Genomic DNA, 18,668 nt, shown 5'->3' with positions numbered 1-18,668 from the left:
TATGCTTTTAACAAAGAAATAACCCACATTTTTTTTCAATTAATTATAAATGTTTACGTTTTTTACAAAACATTGAAGATCCATTTGTTAGGTTAAAAAACATTTTGGTTTATGAGTTCAAATCTAGAGGAAAAGCGCAGGGAATTGTTTGAGCTTCATAAGGCGAAACTTGGAGCGGATGCACCGCTGATGAGGAAACCTGTTGAAAAAGTGGTCGTTGAAAAAAAAGTCGAGCAACCGAAAGCACCGATCAGCAAAAGGGACAAAATCAAATACGCAGTTTTTGCGTTTGCCGGCATTATCGTGGTCATTGAATTGTTATTTTTGGCAAAAGAGGCGGGTTGGTTGAAGTAATTTACGAGTGACTTGATGAAGGGGACAATCCTGAAAAAACTTATAGGCCTGGGCTTATCCTGCCTGGGCATGTTCCCGGTTTTAGCTGCTGAGAGTGGAAGAGTGCTGCGGTATTCATTAAAGGAAGGTCTGTCTTTTGGCATCGTAAACAGCATTGTCCAGGATAAGCAGGGACTGATGTGGTTTGCAACCGGCGACGGCCTCAACCGTTTCGACGGCACCTCCTTCAAAGTCTTCAAAAATAGTCCTGATAACAAACAGAGTCTTTCCGGAAATTACGTAAAATCAGTTTTTCGCGACCGGGATGGCACCATATGGACCAGTTCCAGGAATGGCCTGAACGAATTTGTCTCGGAAAAGGAGATTTTCAAACGCCATACGCCCATGCCCGTCAAGGGCAGCTCGGGCGCGGATGTCAGCGACATTTCGCAGGCGAGGGATGGCAATCTTTGGATTTCGCTGAACGGTGCCGGTTTCGCTCTTTTCGATAAAAAGGTCGGGAAGTTTACATATTATAATCAGCAAAACCTTCCAAATCTTACCACCAATTCTATCCTTAACACCTATGAGGACTCCAAAGGGCTCCTCTGGCTGGGGACGAGGGATTCCGGAATCGATATTTTTCAAGTCGGGAAGGACAGGAAGCTTGTCAAAGCAAGCCTCAATCTTGAAAATTTGCCTTCCACGCGCATCAACAACATTTATGAGGATCATTTAAGCAACATCTGGATCGCATCCGCAAAGGGACTTGTATTGTTCAAAAGGGATGAGTCCAAATTCTACATTTTACACCTGCCCGGGAACCACCGCACGGACATTTATCTGTCGTTATTGGAAAACCACCGCGGGCAACTCCTGGTGGGCGTACAGGATGGCGGCCTTTACAGTCTCGATCTGAGACAAGTGGCGCAGCGCAAACCGGGAGCTTACACTTTCGAAAAGATCAATAATTCACGGAACGAGGGCATTACACAGCGTTCGGTCCAATCCATTTACATGGATGCCGACCGCAATATCTGGCTCGGCACTTACGGTGAGGGCGTTTACCTGATCAGCAGCATTCCGGAGAAATTCCGAAGTTTTGAGAAAAAGATCCAGGATTCACGTGCGGAAAGTCACCTCCGATTTTATGGCATGTGCGTGGATAAGGACGGCAATCTCTGGTTGGGGACGGATGGAGATGGCATTTATAAAACCAAAAGCTCAGGAGAAACCATCAAGCATTATGCCGCTCGCAATGCGCCGGGCGCGCTTTCAGATGGAGCGGTCATAGCGGCACATCGGGGACGGGACGATTACTTATGGTTCGGCACTTATTCCGGCGGACTTTTCCAATATGATCCTTTAAAAGACTCATTCAAGCAATATGCCAACATGCCCGGGAATCCGGCAAGTTTGGGTAAAAATGACGTTCGGGTCATTTATGAGGACAGTAGACGGAATTTGTGGGTCGGGACCAATGGCGGCGGGCTTGCGCTTCTTGACCGTAAAAAAGGCACATTTCAAAATTTTGTGACCACCAACAGCAGTATTAACTCCAATGACGTAAGGGCGATTAAAGAAGATAGCAGGGGAAATCTCTGGATAGGCAGCTACGGGGGCGGGCTTAATTATCTGGATGTAAGCACCATGCAATTCAAGTCGTTTTTTAACGAACCCGGAAAAGCGGGCTATCTGTCTAACCGCATCATATTTTCATTGCATTTTGACGCGAAAGAAAGGCTATGGATCGGTTCGGAGGGAAACGGCCTTTTGATATATGACACGAAAAACGGAACGACGCGGCATTTCACAGAGAAGAACGGCCTTGCCAATGATGTAATTTATGCATTTCAGGAGGAAAGCGTTGATAATGTTTGGTTTAGTACAAATAAAGGATTGTCCAGGATCAACCTTTCCAACAATCGGATTGATCATTATGACCAGAGCAACGGGTTGCAGGGCGGGCAGTTTAATCCCAACTCGGCGCTTTATATCGAGCATACAAAGGCAATGGTTTTCGGCGGCACCGAAGGCTGGAACCTGTTTGTTCCGGCCGATATCAAACCATCGGATTATAAACCGAAAGTAATGATCACCGGCCTGCAATTGTTCGGCCAAAATGTAGCGGTCGGCGCAAAAAAGGATGGCAGGATCATCCTGGAAAAGCGGATCGCAGAACAGGAGGAGATTGTTTTACAGCCCAGCCAATCCGTTTTTGCCATTCAATACACCGCCTTAAATTACGCTTACCCTGATCGTAACCACTTCGCCTACAAGCTGGAAGGCCTGGATAAAGACTGGAATTACGTGCAAAATGAGCGTTCGGCGACTTACCGTTATCTTCCGCCGGGCGGTTATCTGTTTAAGGTAAAATCGGCTAACCAGGATGGTATTTGGTTTGAAAATATAGCGAGCCTCCATGTGCGTGTGATGCCGCCGTGGTATCAAACCTGGTGGGCTTACCTGCTTTATCTGGGCGTCGGGGTGCTTCTTGTTTACTATTACCAGCAATATAAGATCAGGCAGGCGCGGTTGCAATATGAAGTCCAGATGGCGCATTTCGAAACCCAGAAAGAAAAAGAGCTGAACGAAAAGAAGCTAGCATTTTTTACCCACATTTCGCATGAGTTCCGCACACCGTTAACGCTTATTATCAACCCGGTAAAGGAGCTGTTACTCAAAGCGGAGAACCGCCATCCCGATCAGAACAGTCTCAACATTGTTTATCGCAATGCGAAACGATTGCTGAGTATGGTCGATCAATTGCTGCTTTTCCGGAAGGCGGACCGGGAAGCCGACAAGCTGAACCCGGCTGTCCAGAATATCTCGAAACTGGCGCTGGAAGTTTTTCAATGTTTTACCCATCAGGCTGAACAGAAGCATATTAACTATCAGTTTATAAGTCCAAATGACGATTTGGAGCTGGTGGCGGATCGGGAAAAGATAGAAATTGCGCTTTTCAACCTGGTTTCAAATGCTGTCAAATACACGCCAAAAAATGGAACTGTAACATTGGAGATCGCTGAAACGGTCGATCAGGTGCAGATTCTGGTCAGCGATTCGGGGCCGGGCATTCCGACAAATGTGGGTGATAGCATTTTCTCCGTTTTTCATCAATTTCAAGACGGGCGTTTTCCTTCCAAAGGCGGCTTCGGCATTGGATTATTTTTGACCAAAACCTTTATTGAAAGCCATTTTGGGAGCATTCATTATGAATCGGTTGTGGGCAGCGGCACCGTTTTCAAGGTTTTGCTCTGGAAAGCACATCCGCAATTGGTGACAGCTGATCTGCCGACCATTGTGGAGGAAGGCAACTCTGTGCTGTTGGAAGAGCTTTCGGAGGACGGAGTAATGCTCACATCATCAGCCATTTCGCGTCACCAGCTGGTGGTGGAAGAGCTGAGCTCGGACATTAAAACGATGCTGATCGTGGAAGACGACGCGGATATCAGGCAGTACATCGGCCAGGCATTCACCGGTAAGTTCAAGCTTTTGCAAGCGGAGAGCGGGGAGGATGGGATTTTGCTCGTCAGGAAGCATTTGCCTGACATTGTCATCAGTGACGTGTTCATGGATGGAATCAGCGGCATAGAAATGTGCAGCCAGATCAAAAGTGACCTCATGCTGAGCCACATTCCGGTAATCCTGCTCACGGCGAGCACTTCCCAGGAATCGCGCCTGAAAGGCATCGAGGGCGGAGCGGATGATTACATTAGTAAGCCCTTTGACAAAACACTGCTCGTTGCCCGTGTGGATGCGATCCTGAAAAACCGCAATGACCTGCAGCGATATTTTTACAACGAGATCACATTGCAGGCGAACGACTTCAAGATTTCATCCGAGTATAAGGAATTTTTGAAAGAATGTATCCGCGTTGTCGAAAACCATTTGACCGATCCCGACTTCTCCATCAAAGTGCTTGCCGCTGAGATCGGCATGAGCCATTCAACATTGTATAACCGCATCAAATCTATATCGGGACAGTCCACCAACAGCTTTATCCGGTTCATCCGCCTGCGTCGCGCAGCACAAATCCTGATCACGACAGACATGACGATTTCGGAAGTTGCATACCAGGTTGGGATTAATGATATCAAGTATTTCCGGGGACAATTTTCCAAACTTTTTGAAATGAAGCCCTCCGAATATGTCAAGAAATACCGCAACCCGTTTCACGAGAATTTCCAGGTGAACCGGGGGATTTTTCAAAATAAATTGGACAATTAGGCGATCTTCTGTTAGGATTTGTGAAAAAAATGCCCGGTTTTCCCAAGATCGGGCGTTTTTTATTGAATTACCCCCTTCTTAATGTGAAAATGCCCCCTGCCTTCCAAATACAAATAATCATACTTTTGATTGGTCAATTTATAAAAGTGGACGGCTCTTTTTTGCTCCGGCTTTAATAGACAAACACCAATTACCTTAATTATTTAACCATTGATTTATGAAGAAATCTTTTCGAAGCTGGTGGGCTTTGCCTGGGACGCTTAATGGAACCGGGGCCAAACTATGGCGGCATGCAGGGCTGACTTTTTTACTGGCAGTGATTTCACTGTGTGCAGTCGCGCAGACCGCAGTCGCGCAGACCGCCGTCGCGCAAACCGCATTTGTGGTAAAAGGAACTGTCACTGCGGACAACGGTGATAACCTTCCCGGCGCTAGCGTGATCCTGAAAGGCACCTCAACAGGCACTACAACAGATGCAGACGGTAAATATTCACTTACCATTTCGGACCCGAACGGAACGCTTGTATTCACTTACATCGGGTATATCAATCAGGAAGTTGCCGTAGCGAACCGCAGTGAGATCGACGTGAAGCTTGCAACCAATGACAAAACATTGCAGGAAATTGTGGTTGTTGGATACGGAACGCAGAAAAAGGCAACCTTAACAGGCTCAGTTTCCGAAGTGAAAGGTGCTGACATTGTTAAAAGTCCGCAGCCCAATCTCTCCAACTCACTGGCAGGCCGGTTCTCGGGTTTTGTTGCGAACAACAGGGGCGGGGAACCTGGTTATGACGGTTCCAGCTATACAATCCGCGGTTTCGCATCAACAGGAAACAGCGATGTGCTTGTCGTTGTGGACGGAATCCCCGGCCAGGTGGGCGGCTTGGAACGTCTCGATCCAAACGATATCGAGAGCATTTCCATCCTGAAAGACGCTTCTGCGGCGGTTTATGGAAGCCGCGCTGCGAACGGTGTTATCCTGGTTACAACAAAAAGAGGAACAACGGGCAAACCGGTCATTTCATATAGTTTCAATCAGGGCTTTTCATCGCCCACAAGATTGCCAAAACTGGCTGATGCACCAACATACGCGACAATTTTGAACGAAATTGATTACTACAACAATCCCGCTGGTGGCATGAACCAGTTTTACACAGCCGAAGAAATCGAGAAGTTCAGAAACGGTTCAGATCCATTGAATTACCCAAACACGGATTGGCAAAAAGAGACCTTAAATAAGTTTGCATTGCAAAACCAACACAATCTGGGTATTAACGGAGGCACGGAGAATGTGAAATATTACGTGTCGCTTGGGACGATTTATCAGGATGGTTTGTATAAAAATGGCGCCACGAAATACAAGCAATACAACTTTCGCTCGAACATTGACGCCAACGTTACTAAGGATTTCAAAGTAGGCCTCTCATTGTCAGGTCGTCAAGAAAATAGGCAGTTCCCGATTTCTACCGCTGGAAACACCTTCCGCTCCATTTACCGCGCTTACCCAACCGTAATCTCGCGCTATCCGAACGGAAATTACTCTACCGGCGTAGAAAACAGCAATCCGGTCGTGCTGGGAACGGATATGGGCGGAACGATCAACAACCCGACTTCCGTATTCAACGGGATACTTCGCGGAAGTTACGACCTGCCTTTTGTTGAGGGCTTGTCAGTTGACGGATTTTTCTCAGTGGACAAATCTTTCAATTTTTCCAAGAATTTCAGCACGCCTTACACGCTCTATAACTACAATGGCGACACGGGTGCTTACAGTTCCGTGGTAACAGGCGGCTCGGCAGGGGCGGCGTCCCTTACCCAATCACAGGCGAACATTACCAATGTGACGCAAAATATCCGGATGAGCTTTTTGAGGCAATTCGGTAATCATAATGTGAACGCATTTGTGGCTTACGAGCAGAACAAGCGTAATGAAGTAAAATTCGACGCATCCCGTATCAACTATCCAACTGTTTCCACGCCCGAACTTTCTCAGGGTGGTGCAGCGGCCACAGACAAGAATAACTCGGGAAGCAGCTACAATTTCACCCGTAAAAGCGTCATCGGCCGCATTGCTTACAATTTCAGCGAAAAATACCTGGCCGAAGTGCAGGCTCGGATCGATGGATCGTCTGTATTCCCCAAAGGCAAGCAGTATGGGTTTTTCCCCTCAATATCAGCAGGTTACCGTATTTCGGAAGAGGATTGGTTTAAAAACAGTGTCAGTTTTATCAATGACCTGAAAATCCGTGCTTCGTATGGTTCGCTGGGAAATGATAATGTGGGCCAGTTCCAATATTACAACAATTACTCTTTCGTGAACCAGTATGTGCTTGGCTCAACTGTGATCACGCCGGGAATTGACCTGACCAAACTGGCTAACCCGAACATTACCTGGGAAGTAGCAAAGAAAATGGACATCGGTCTTAATGCGGTTTTCCTGAAAAACTTCAATCTGGAAGTTATTTATTTTCAGCAAAAAAGGTCGGATATCCTTGCGGCCAGAAATGCTTCTATCCCAAACACATCGGGAATTGTGAACCCGTTTAAGACCAATGATAACACACCATTGGTGCCGGATCAGAACATCGGAAAGGTGAATAGCTCAGGTTTCGAAGCCACATTGGGCTATAACCACTCGGGAACATTCCGCTACAACATTTCAGGAAATATGACCTATGCAAAAAGTAAGGTTGTGTTTATAGATGAAGCGCCGGGAACATTGGATTACCAGCGTCAGACAGGCGGTCCGCTTTACACCAACCTGCTGTATAATTCAATTGGAATTTTCCGCACCCAGGCAGACCTTGACGCCTATCCGCACCTCAAAGGCGCGCAACTGGGCGACCTGATCCTGGAAGATTACAACGGCGACGGCGAGATCACAGCTGACGACCAGACCCGGACACCTTACGGAAATGTGCCTTTGCTTACATACGGCTTGGTGCTGAATGGCGGTTACAAAGCATTTGACGCATCCATTGTTTTCGCAGGGCAAGGCATGGTGAGCCAGTATGTGCTTCCGGAGTCGGGACAAGTCGGAAACTTTTACAGCAGCTGGGCAGACAACCGTTGGAGCCCGACAAACCCGGAAGGATCTTACCCAAGGGTTGATACGCGCGCCTCATCATCGATCAACGGAGGGCTTTACGCCAACACTTTCTGGCTTGACAATGCATCATTCGTCCGCCTGAAAAACATTGAAGTTGGTTTTACATTGCCAAAAGAAGCATTGTCGAAAATTAAGATCGCCTCCCTTAGAATTTACGCCAGCGCATTTAACCTCTTCACCATCACTGGCGTGAAAGATTACGACCCGGAAGGGAACAGCAACAGCGGACAATTTTATCCGCAGCAGAGGATCTTGAACCTGGGTTTGAACATTAAGTTTTAATGAATACTGAAATGATAAAGCAAATAAAAAATATACTCATTACGGCCATCTGCGGAGTGTGCGGGCTGGCGGTTGTAGCTTGTCAGGAGAATTTCCTGGATGTGGTTCCTACGGACCGGGTTTCAGATGCATCCATTTTATCCGACTCGGTTCTTTTTGAGGCCTTTGTGATTAACCGTTACATGGGTGCACGTCTTACCGACAAAGAAGCAGAAGGCACATTGCCAGGCTTCGGGCGCGGGTTTGAATACGCAATGTGGTCATCGCTTACCGATGAATCCATTTATAACAACGACGACAACACCTGGGTGATCCAGCGCGGGCAACTTGCCCCGGAAAATACGGGGATTGCAGGAACGCTCTGGGGCAGAAGTTACAGGAGCATCCGCGAGATCAATTACGCCTTGGCCAATGTGGACAAGGTGCCGATGAGCCAGGGTAAAAAGGATAGATTAAAAGGCGAGCTTCAATTCCTTCGCGCATTCCGTTACCATGACCTGATCCGTAATTATGGTAAAGTGGTTTTATTAGGCGATAAAGTGTACGAACTGGACGACGATCTGACAAGCGAGGATCTTTTCGACCGCTCGGAAATTAAAGCCGGCATTGAATATGTGGTTGCACAGCTGGACGAGGCGAGTGCACTTTTGCCAAAAGACAACGATAACGGCTCGTGGAAACTGGGCCGGGCTACGAAAGGAGCTGCAATGGCATTGAAAGCGAGACTGTTGCTTTATGGTGCAAGCCCTTTGTATAATGCTGCAACCTGGGCACAAGCTGCCGCGGCTTCCAAAGCAGTGATGGATTTGAATAAATATAGCTTATACACAGGTGGTTATGGCAAAATATTCACTGTGGCCGATCATTCAGAGATCATTTTCGGTCGTCTTTATGCACAAGGCGCGCGCCACGTTTGCCTGGAAATTGCCAACGGCCCTAACAGCTATAATGCCTGGGGCGGAAACGTTCCGGTGCAGAACCTGGTAAATGATTACGAGATGATGGACGGAACCAAAATCACAGAAACCGGGACCAGCTACAATCCGCAGGATCCGTACAAAGGCCGCGACCCGCGTTTTTACGAAACAATCCTTTACAACGGCGCCACTTACCGCGGAAGCACCATCCAGACATTTACACCGGGCGGGAAAGACAGCAAGGACGGCCCGTCCAACTGGAACACTTCCAAGACAGGTTATTATCTGAAAAAATTCATGAATGATGCCCTGCCGATCGACAACCCATGGGATATCGCAGGAACACAAACCTGGATCTACTTCCGCTATGCTGAAATTCTGCTCAGCTACGCCGAAGCGCAAAATGAAGCAGTAGGCCCGGATGCATCAGTTTATGCAGCCATCAATGCGGTAAGACGACGTCCAGGCGTAATGATGCCGGTTTTGAAAGCAGGGTTAACCCAGGCGCAGATGCGCACAAAAATCAGAAACGAACGCCGCATCGAGCTAGCCTTCGAAGAGCACCGCTTCTATGATGTCCGCAGATGGAAAATCGCCAACGAAACGGAAAACGCGCCTGCTAATGGCATCGAGATCGGTAAAAGCGGCAATGCATTTACTTACAAAGTAAAAGAAGCCCTAACCGGAAAAGCATTCTCCGAAAAACAATACTGGCTCCCGATCCCAAGAGCCGAAATCCAGGCTTCCAATAATAAGCTGGAACAGAACCCTGGGTACTAAGCGTAGTACTAGCAGCAACGTCGTGGCTGCCCGTCGGCTGCATTGGCGTAGTACTAGCAGCAACGTCGTGCACGTGCCTTCGACCGCCCGGCGGCCCGGTCCGCTCAGGCTGACAAGACATCTCGCTTGTCACCCTGAGCGGAGTCGAAGGGCTAGCACAAAGGCCACCAGCTAGCACAACGCCTTGTCACCCTGAGCGAACCGGGCCGCCGGGCGGTCGAAGGGCTAGCACCAATGCCACTTACCATCAAAACCAACAAAACCTTGAACCCAACCAAACAACTCCTATCAACCCTTCTCTTTGCATTAACCCTAACATCCTGCTCCTCAGCAACGCCGGGTACTGTCAATGGGCCTGGCGGGAAGGTGGAGCCCATAAAAGTTACCATTAACCCTGCCAAAACTTTTCAGACCATTGATCATTTCGGCGCGTCGGATGCCTGGTCTTGCCAGTTTGTGGGTAACTGGCCGGATGCCAAGCGAAACGGGATTGCGGATTTGCTGTTCAGCGGCGATACGCTCGGTAATGGTAAGCCAAAAGGCATAGGATTGTCATTATGGCGCTTCAACATTGGTGCGGGGGCGGCTGAGCAGGGCGATGCCAGCGGGATTAAGGATGAATGGCGGCGTGCCGAGTCGTTTCTGAACGACGATGGCACTTATAACTGGAACAAGCAAGCCGGGCAGATCTGGTTTTTGAAGGCGGCAAAGGAGCGGGGTGTGAATGAATTCCTTGCGTTTCCAAACAGCCCGCCGGTGCAGTTTACAGTGAATAAAAAGGGTTATGCCAATGCAGGAAAGCCGAATTTGACAGCTGAAAATTTCGATAAATACGGTGATTTCATGGCCAATGTCGTGAGCGGCGTTCGTGAAAAGGCCGGGATCACTTTCAACCACATTAGTCCGGTGAATGAACCGCAGTGGGACTGGAGCGATGGCGGACAGGAAGGGACCCCTTTTTTCAACAACGAGATTGCAGGCATTGCCAGATCGCTGAGTGCATCATTGATCAAAAGTAAGTTGCCAACCAAAATCGACATTGCGGAAGCGGGACAGATCGATTATCTCTATTCCGAGTTCAATAAACAGGGCAGGGGCAATCAGATCCACGCGTTTTTTGATAAAACATCACCGGATTACATCGGTAACCTGCCCAATCTGACGCAAACCATTTCCGGTCACAGCTATTTCACGACTTCACCATACAGCAAGGCTGCCTCAAAAAGGCAGGAAATTGCCAAAGCACTGCAAACAACGCCTGGACTGAAATACTGGATGTCGGAATATTGTATTTTGGGGGATAACGAAGGCGAGATCCAGGGCTCCGGACGCGATCTGGGGATAAATGCAGGCATTTACATCGCCAAAGTGATCCATAATGATCTGGTGAATGCCAACGCTTCGGCATGGCACTGGTGGATTGCCATTTCTCCCTATAACTATAAAGACGGCCTGATTTACATTGATAAAAACAAAACCGATGGCAACTATCAGTCCTCCAAAATGCTGTGGGCACTGGGCAATTACAGCCGCTTTGTACGCCCGGGAGCGGTTCGGACAGAAGCTTCGGCTTCGTCTGGCAGCGAAGGATTATTAATTTCCGCCTACAAAAACACAGATAACCAGCTCGTAACGGTCATCATCAATGATCAGTCCAAAGCAGCCGAAATTGCATTGAACTTGCAGGCAAACAAGCTTTCCAACCTTAAAATCTATAAAACATCAGCCGCCGCCGACCTTGAACCCATGTCGGTGCCAGCGGGAAGCCCGGTTACTATCGAGGCAAAAAGCATTGTGACCATTGTAGGCATGCTGGTGCAATAAAATTCTTTTTCCTTGTGATTACAGTCGTCGGGGGCTATTTTTGAGCCGTGAAAAGGTTTATCCGAAATATGCTCCTGACGATTGTCATCCTTGATACAACATCATTGTATCAGGTTATGAAAGCGCCGTCACTGATCAGGCATTTTCTCGAACACAAATCTTTGGACCAGAATGTAAGCTTCGTCGACTTCCTTTCCATGCATTACTGGGGTGAAGATCTGGACGATAATGATGATGAAAAAGATATGCAGCTGCCTTTCAAGAAAATTGAAATGCATCATGTTAATTTCTTCTTCTTTGCGCCCCAGGAAAGGTTTGCTTTCATACACAATTCCCAACCCATTATCAAGGCCGATTACGGCCCCGACCAGCCTCAGGTCGCTTATAATACAACGCTGGGCTCCCTCTTCCGCCCGCCTCGAATTTAAGTATATATCAATGCGCAGGATCCGATCCTGAAACACCATTTGTGCTCCATAAGGGCGCATATGGCCTCATTTGCTATATATTTATTTTGATTCAATATGCTGAACAGAATTATCCGGTTCTCTGTGAAGAACAAACTGGTAATCGGGATATTCATGCTGCTGTGGGTGGTCTACGGCGCGTATGAAGTGACCCGGTTACCCATTGATGCCGTTCCCGACATTACCAATAACCAGGTGCAGGTGATTACCACCGCGCCGTCCTTAGGCGCCGAAGACGTGGAGCGCTTGATTACTTTTCCGATCGAACAGGCGATCAGCAACATTCCCGGCCTGAAAGAAAGCCGCAGCATGTCCCGTTTCGGGCTGTCGCTCATCAGCATTGTTTTTGATGATGAATCCGATGTGTACTGGGCGCGCCAGCAGGTTACCGAAAGGCTTTCGCAAGTAGAAATAACCGAGGATGCCAATACGCCGCAGCTCGCACCCGCAACGACCGGGCTGGGGGAAATTTACCAATATGTATTGAAACCAAAAGATGGGTTCGAGAAAAAATATTCACTCGCGGACCTCCGCACTACGCAGGACTGGTTCGTTCGCAGGCAGCTGCTGGGCACGCCGGGCGTAGCGGATGTTTCCACTTTTGGCGGCGACCTCAAACAATATGAAGTGGCTGTGATCCCGGCAAACTTAAAAGCGTTCAACCTCTCTATCAGCGATGTGTTTACCGCACTGAGCCGAAACAACCAGAATGCGGGCGGTGCGTATATAGAGAAGGGGCCGACCGTGATGTACATACGCAGTGTTGGGCTGGCAGGTTCGATGGACGACATTCGCAAGATCGTTGTGAAAAATAACAGCAACGGAACGCCGGTGCTGGTCAGTCATGTGGCGGAGGTGCGGCTGGGTTCGGCCATTCGCTATGGCGCACTGACGATGGCAGGCAAAGGCGAGCTTTCGGGTGGGATTGTCATGATGCTGAAAGGTGGGAATTCCTCCGAAGTGGTTAAAAACGTGAAGTTACGCGTGGCCGAAATCCAGAAAACATTGCCCGAAGGAATGGAGATCGAGCCTTTTCTGGACCGGACCAAAATGGTTAGTAATGCCATTGGGACGGTTGAACACAACCTTTTGGAAGGCGCATTAATTGTGGTTTTGATACTGGTCCTGTTCCTGGGAAACCTGCGTGCCGGGCTAATTGTGGCGTCGGTGATCCCGTTATCCATGCTTTTTGCCATTGCGATGATGAACCTCTTCGGCGTGAGCGGCAACCTGATGAGCTTAGGCGCACTGGATTTCGGACTGATCGTGGATGGCGCGGTGATCATTGTGGAAGCCATTTTGCATCACATGCATTTTTCCAAAAAATACCTGAACGTAGAACGCGTTTCCCAAGCTGAGATGGATGAGGAAGTGACCGGCTCGGCCTCCCGGATGATGAATGCAGCGGTTTTCGGCCAAATTATTATTCTGATCGTTTACTTGCCCATTCTCTCCCTTTCCGGCATTGAAGGCAAAATGTTTAAGCCCATGGCACAGACCGTTGCATTCGCTGTGATGGGCGCATTCATCTTATCACTGACCTACATTCCCATGATCAGCGCATTGTTGATCAGTAAAAAAATCGTCCATAAGCCCAACTTTTCCGACCGTGTTATGACGCGTCTGGAAAATGGTTACGCCAGGCTGTTATCCGGTGCATTAAGGATTAAGAAAACGCTCGTGATTTCGGCCTTTGCATTGTTTGGCTTTGCGGTGTTTTTATTTATGCAAATGGGCGGAGAATTTATCCCGCAGCTCGAAGAAGGCGATTTCGCAACCGAAACCCGCTTGCTCGTTGGGACGAACCTGAGCACGACCATTGATGCATTCAAAGTCATTTCTGAAAAACTGAAAGCGGATTATCCAGAGGTGGAAAAAATAGTGTCCCGCATCGGAAGCGCAGAAATCCCGACCGATCCGATGCCCATTGAAGGCGGCGACATGATCATTGTTTTAAAGGATAAAGCGGAGTGGAAAAGTGCGAAAACTTTCCCGGATCTGGCCAGCAAAATGGCCGCTACTGCGCAGGAAGTGATGCCAGGCATCACAACCGGATTTCAGTATCCTGTCCAAATGCGTTTCAACGAGCTGATGACGGGCGCCAAGCAGGATGTGGTTTGCAAAATATTTGGTGAAGATCTCGACAAGCTCGCCGCATATGCCGAACAATTGGGAAGCATTTCCAAGACTGTGGACGGCACAGCAGATTGGTACATTGAAAAAGTCACCGGGATGCCACAGGTTGTGATCGAATTCAACCGCGACGAGATTGCAAAATACGGCATGAACATTGATGACATAAACCGCACCATTAATGCCGCTTTCGCGGGAGCCGCCGCAGGACAGATCTATGAAGGCGAAAAGAAATTCGATCTCGTCGTGCGGGTGGGCAATGAAGGTCGCAGAAATATCAATGATGTTCAAAACCTGCTCATCACCACGCCGGGAGGCATTCAGATTCCGCTTTATCAGGTCGCCAGCATCCAGGAAGTAGAAGGCCCGAACCAGATCCAGCGCGAAAATACGCGGAGGAGGATCATTGTCGGGTTCAATGTGAGAGGCCGGGACGTGCAGTCCATCGTGGAGGAGTTGCAGGGCAAAGTGGATACGAAAATGAAATTCGAAGCCGGTTACAGCATTACATATGGCGGCGCATTCGAGAACTTGCAACAAGCCAAAGCCCGGCTCGTCATCGCCGTTCCCGTTGCACTGCTGCTGATATTTATCATGCTTTATTTTGCCTTTTCTTCGGTGAAAGATGGCTTGCTGATCTACACCGCCATTCCGCTTTCAGCGATTGGAGGCGTTTTCGGGCTTGCTTTGCGCGGGATGCCATTCAGCATTTCGGCCGGGGTGGGCTTCATTGCATTGTTTGGCGTCGCGGTGCTGAATGGCATTGTGCTGTTGTCCGAGTTCAACAGGATCAGAAAAGAAGGCGTTATTCAGGACGCATGGCAAGTGGTAATGACGGGCACACGCAACCGCCTGCGGCCAGTTTTAATGACTGCAGCAGTCGCCTCGTTGGGTTTCTTGCCGATGGCGTTGAGCAATGGGGCAGGTGCGGAAGTGCAGCGGCCGCTGGCGACGGTGGTGATCGGCGGGCTGATCAGCGCGACATTACTAACGCTTTTTGTGCTGCCGGGTTTGTATTTGTTGTTTGATAAAGGGCCTAAAATCAAGGTGCTTAAACCAGCCTTAACATTGCTGCTAATGCTTTTTGTGCATGCCGGTTTCTCCCAAACCACGCAAACGCCCATTGACCTGGATACCGCCATGAAGATCGCATTGGAAAAAAACTTGCAGGTGAAAAGCGACCGGCTGGGTGAAAAAGCAAGCGAACGCCTGCAATCCAGTTCGTTTGACATTGGCAAAACGAACATCAGCGCGGACTATGGAAAAGTGAACAGCATTAACAATGATAACCGGATCGGCATTAGCCAGACATTCAATTTTCCTGGCGTTTATGCAAATCAGCGGAAATTATTGGAAGCGAACTTCCTGGCTTCCAGGGCTAATACGAAGCTTACGGAACAGGAAATCCGAGCGAATGTGCGTCAACTGTTTTTCGAATACATTTCGCTCACCGAGCGCAGGCGATTACTCGTTTATGCGGACAGCATTTACAGGTTGTTTGAAACAAAATCCAATTTACGCTTTGAAAAAGGGGCTGCTAATGTTCTGGAAAAAACCGCCGCCGAATCACGCAGGCAGCAGATTACCAATCAGTTAAATCTGATAAATAATGACCTGGAAATTGCTGTGAGGCAGTTCAACTTTTTTGTGCAGGATTCAAAAACCTATTTACCAAAAGTGGATCGGCCCAAGATCAGCGATCCGCTGCTCACACCCGATTCTGCGGCGATTCACGAGCTACCATTGATGGAATTGGCTCGCTATCAGCAGGATGCAGCCCGATATCGCTGGCAAACGGAGAAATCGAAACTGCTTCCTGACTTGACCATTGGATACAACAATCAAACGCTGATCGGTCAGCAGGTTGTGCGTGGCCGGGAGCTAACTTATGGTGCTGGCAAAAGGTTTAGCTATGTCAGCGCGGGCATTGGCATTCCGCTGTTTTTCAAAGCACAGAATGCACGCGTAGCGGCTGCGAAGCTGGATTGGGAAAGGAATCAAAAACAGTCTGATCTGATCAGTTTAAGACTTCGAAATGAACTGGATAACGCCAGTCAGCAGATCAGAAAATACCAGCAGAGCCTGCAATATTATGAAGGACAGGGCCTGAAAAACGCTGACGTAATCATCACCACCGCCGACCAGCAGTTTCAGGAAGGAGACATTGATTTTCTGCAATGGGCCATCGTCGCCGACCAGGCGATCACGATTAAAAATGAATATATCAATGCGCTGAACAGCTATAATCTGGCTGTCATCGAGTGGTTGAAACTGAACAACTTATAAAGCATTCAAATGAAAAATCACATTGTTATTTGTCTCGGCGTGCTGCTGCTGTTTTCCTGCGCGGACGAGAAGTCAAAAGAAACCGATCAGCCGGAAAGCCCAGCTTCGGACTCCGCGCAAACCGAGCAAATGGTCTCCATCAGCGACGCCCAGCAGAAAAGCGTGGGCATAGAAGTGGGTACGCCAGCATTTGAAAACATCAGCGGCGTGCTGTCGCTGCAGGGGAAAATCGACGTGCCGCCGCAGAGCACCATAAGCCTCAGTTTTCCGGTCGGCGGCTACTTAAAATCCACCAAAATGCTCCCTGGCATGCATGTACGCAAGGGTGAGGTTTTGGCCGAGTTAGAGGATATGCAGTTCATCCAGCTCCAACAGGATTACCTGACTGCCAAGGAAAAGTTACTCCTGGCAGAATCCGAATTCAACCGCCAGCGCGACCTGAATGCCAGCAAAGCCAGCAGCGACCGGGTTTTTCAGCAGGCCAGGGCAGAAATGGAAACCCAGCGCATACTAGCCAGCGCATTGGGACAAAAACTGGAAGTGATCGGCATTGACCCGGCTAAACTTAAAGCGGATAAGATCTCGAAAAGCGTGCCTATTAAGTCGCCCATCAATGGTTTTGTCTCGAAAGTCAATGTCAATGTAGGCAAGTACACCGCGCCGACGGACATGCTTTTCGAGCTTGTCAATCCGAATGATATCCATCTGGTTCTGAATGTGTTTGAAAAAGATCTTAGTGCATTATCGGTAGGCCAGCGTGTAACCGCTTTCACCAATGGTGATCCAGCGAGGAAATTCCAGGCCGAGATTATTCTGATCACCAAAAGCCTCGACCAGGACAGAATGGCGGAAGTGCATTGCCATTTCGAGAAATACAATGCATCGCTCGTTCCAGGCATGTTTATGAACGGTGAAGTCTCCGTGACCAGCAAGAAAGCGCTCACTGTGCCCGAGGACGCGCTCGTGCGCTGGGAAAATAAATTCTACGTTTTCACCGACAACGGCAGCGGCAACTTCGAAATGATCCATGTAAAACCAGGCGTCATTAACCACGGCAAGCAGCAAATAGAAGCAGCCGGCATTGATGATAGCACCAAGCTGGTTGTTAAGAATGCTTATGCACTCCTGATGAAGATCAAAAACACAGAAAAAGATGGATAGGGAGCTGCTGATTTGCATTCCTGCCCATTTCTTCTGAATATTCGCTGCCGGAATAATATGCTCATTGTTCGGTAATGGTAAAGTTTAAAGTAAAAATGTTCGCAGGAAATGAAAGTGTTTGTTGTTGGTTCGGGTAAGTTGGCGAGTGCAATTCTTTCGGCCAAAACAACATTTAACAACTGCGAGCTGATTCCCTGGGAAAATGCATTTCAGCATTCAAAAGAACAAGCAATAATCCTGCACTGCGGTTCCGGGCGACAGATTGCTGAATGTGTAATGTTCTGTCAGCGAACCGGTTCAAAGTTCATTGAGCTTTCGACAGGTCTGGATACCGAACATTTTACACCCGATTTTCCAATCATCATTTGCCCGAACACCTCCATCTTAATGCTCAAAACCATGGGCATGCTGGGGCAGTTTGGGAAACAATTTAAGGATTACCAAATCGCAATCACAGAGTCGCACCAGTCGGCCAAACAAACTGAGCCGGGAACTGCTTTTCATATTGCTGATTCACTTGGCTTTCCTGTTGAGAAGATTATTTCTGTAAGAGATCGGGAAACGCAATCGGCTGAAATCGGCATTCCGGATGAGTTTCTTGGTAAACATGCCTATCATAAAATCGTTATTCAAGATGGAAACGATTCATTGACCATTGAAACGAAAGTCCTTGGGCATACGTCCTATGCGGCTGGCGTCCGGCAGATTATTGATTTGATTTTAAATAAAAATCTCGAAAACAAGCGGTATAATGTCCTCGAATTAATGCAATAGTAATTCACATGAACACAAAAGCTTCTTTTTTTGATAAAAAACTGATTGTCAGCTCGTTCACCGTGCTTTTTGCCAGCGCTATTGTCGTCGCTGTCATTAAAAGCGCGGAGAGCATTCATTTACCTTACATTGTTGCCGTGCTCTGCGCTGTTATTCTCGGATTCGTGGAGCCGCGCAAGGGCTGGTTTCTGGCGTTATTACAATGTATTCTCATTCTGACAGGCTACTTTCTATTCACCCACTTACCTGAAAACACCGCTCAGCAGGAACTCGAAAATTTCAGCCTTTACGGTTCGCTGATCCTCACATTCGTCGCCAGTTTCCTGGGTGGTTTTATCAAAAGAGCATTAAACACAAAATGATTACCAGTCA

At 48.3% G+C, this 18,668-nt stretch carries 10 protein-coding genes; all 10 read left to right on the top strand.

Going from position 1 to position 18,668, the window contains the following annotated elements:
• Positions 1-111 precede the first annotated feature (111 nt).
• The 10 genes from MUK70_RS09870 (at position 112) to MUK70_RS09825 (ending at position 18,658) form a co-directional block, all read left to right on the top strand.
• Positions 112-354, top strand: a complete 243-nt coding sequence (locus MUK70_RS09870) for a hypothetical protein (RefSeq protein ID WP_234607294.1) — start codon at positions 112-114, stop codon at positions 352-354.
• A gap of 15 nt (positions 355-369) precedes the next feature.
• Positions 370-4,563, top strand: a complete 4,194-nt coding sequence (locus MUK70_RS09865; RefSeq protein WP_234656340.1) for a hybrid sensor histidine kinase/response regulator transcription factor — start codon at positions 370-372, stop codon at positions 4,561-4,563.
• 217 nt (positions 4,564-4,780) lie between these two features.
• Positions 4,781-7,954, top strand: a complete 3,174-nt coding sequence (locus MUK70_RS09860; RefSeq protein ID WP_234656341.1) for a SusC/RagA family TonB-linked outer membrane protein — start codon at positions 4,781-4,783, stop codon at positions 7,952-7,954.
• An 11-nt stretch (positions 7,955-7,965) separates the two neighbouring features.
• The gene (locus tag MUK70_RS09855) at positions 7,966-9,651 is read left to right on the top strand and encodes a RagB/SusD family nutrient uptake outer membrane protein (RefSeq protein WP_234656342.1); all 1,686 of its coding nucleotides are present in this window, start codon (positions 7,966-7,968) and stop codon (positions 9,649-9,651) included.
• 234 nt (positions 9,652-9,885) lie between these two features.
• Positions 9,886-11,475, top strand: coding sequence for a glycoside hydrolase family 30 protein (locus tag MUK70_RS09850; RefSeq protein WP_234656343.1), 1,590 nt, complete (start codon positions 9,886-9,888; stop codon positions 11,473-11,475).
• Positions 11,476-11,543: 68 nt separating this feature from the next.
• Complete coding sequence (locus MUK70_RS09845; protein WP_234656344.1) at positions 11,544-11,903, top strand: hypothetical protein; 360 nt, start codon at positions 11,544-11,546, stop codon at positions 11,901-11,903.
• A gap of 96 nt (positions 11,904-11,999) precedes the next feature.
• Positions 12,000-16,361: a CusA/CzcA family heavy metal efflux RND transporter gene (locus MUK70_RS09840; protein ID WP_234656345.1), complete on the top strand. Its 4,362-nt coding sequence runs from the start codon at positions 12,000-12,002 to the stop codon at positions 16,359-16,361.
• Between the two features lie 9 nt (positions 16,362-16,370).
• The gene (locus MUK70_RS09835) at positions 16,371-17,522 is read left to right on the top strand and encodes an efflux RND transporter periplasmic adaptor subunit (protein ID WP_234656346.1); all 1,152 of its coding nucleotides are present in this window, start codon (positions 16,371-16,373) and stop codon (positions 17,520-17,522) included.
• 108 nt (positions 17,523-17,630) lie between these two features.
• Positions 17,631-18,296: a dihydrodipicolinate reductase C-terminal domain-containing protein gene (locus MUK70_RS09830; protein ID WP_234656347.1), complete on the top strand. Its 666-nt coding sequence runs from the start codon at positions 17,631-17,633 to the stop codon at positions 18,294-18,296.
• Between the two features lie 8 nt (positions 18,297-18,304).
• Positions 18,305-18,658, top strand: coding sequence for a hypothetical protein (locus tag MUK70_RS09825; RefSeq protein WP_234656348.1), 354 nt, complete (start codon positions 18,305-18,307; stop codon positions 18,656-18,658).
• Positions 18,659-18,668: the final 10 nt, after the last annotated feature.

It is taken from the genome of Dyadobacter chenwenxiniae, assembly GCF_022869785.1.
Classification (GTDB): Bacteria; Bacteroidota; Bacteroidia; order Cytophagales; family Spirosomataceae; genus Dyadobacter; species Dyadobacter chenwenxiniae.
The sequence above is the reverse complement of the archived record's forward strand: the minus strand, read 5'-3'. Positions and strand labels throughout refer to the sequence as shown.

Excerpts from the sequence above, each read along its gene's own strand:
- MUK70_RS09870 (WP_234607294.1), top strand. The coding sequence starts at position 112 with ATGAGTTCAAATCTAGAGGAAAAGCGCAGGGAATTGTTTGAGCTTCAT.
- MUK70_RS09865 (WP_234656340.1), top strand. The coding sequence starts at position 370 with ATGAAGGGGACAATCCTGAAAAAACTTATAGGCCTGGGCTTATCCTGC.
- MUK70_RS09860 (WP_234656341.1), top strand. The coding sequence starts at position 4,781 with ATGAAGAAATCTTTTCGAAGCTGGTGGGCTTTGCCTGGGACGCTTAAT.
- MUK70_RS09855 (WP_234656342.1), top strand. The coding sequence starts at position 7,966 with ATGATAAAGCAAATAAAAAATATACTCATTACGGCCATCTGCGGAGTG.
- MUK70_RS09850 (WP_234656343.1), top strand. The coding sequence starts at position 9,886 with ATGCCACTTACCATCAAAACCAACAAAACCTTGAACCCAACCAAACAA.
- MUK70_RS09845 (WP_234656344.1), top strand. The coding sequence starts at position 11,544 with ATGCTCCTGACGATTGTCATCCTTGATACAACATCATTGTATCAGGTT.
- MUK70_RS09840 (WP_234656345.1), top strand. The coding sequence starts at position 12,000 with ATGCTGAACAGAATTATCCGGTTCTCTGTGAAGAACAAACTGGTAATC.
- MUK70_RS09835 (WP_234656346.1), top strand. The coding sequence starts at position 16,371 with ATGAAAAATCACATTGTTATTTGTCTCGGCGTGCTGCTGCTGTTTTCC.
- MUK70_RS09830 (WP_234656347.1), top strand. The coding sequence starts at position 17,631 with ATGAAAGTGTTTGTTGTTGGTTCGGGTAAGTTGGCGAGTGCAATTCTT.
- MUK70_RS09825 (WP_234656348.1), top strand. The coding sequence starts at position 18,305 with ATGAACACAAAAGCTTCTTTTTTTGATAAAAAACTGATTGTCAGCTCG.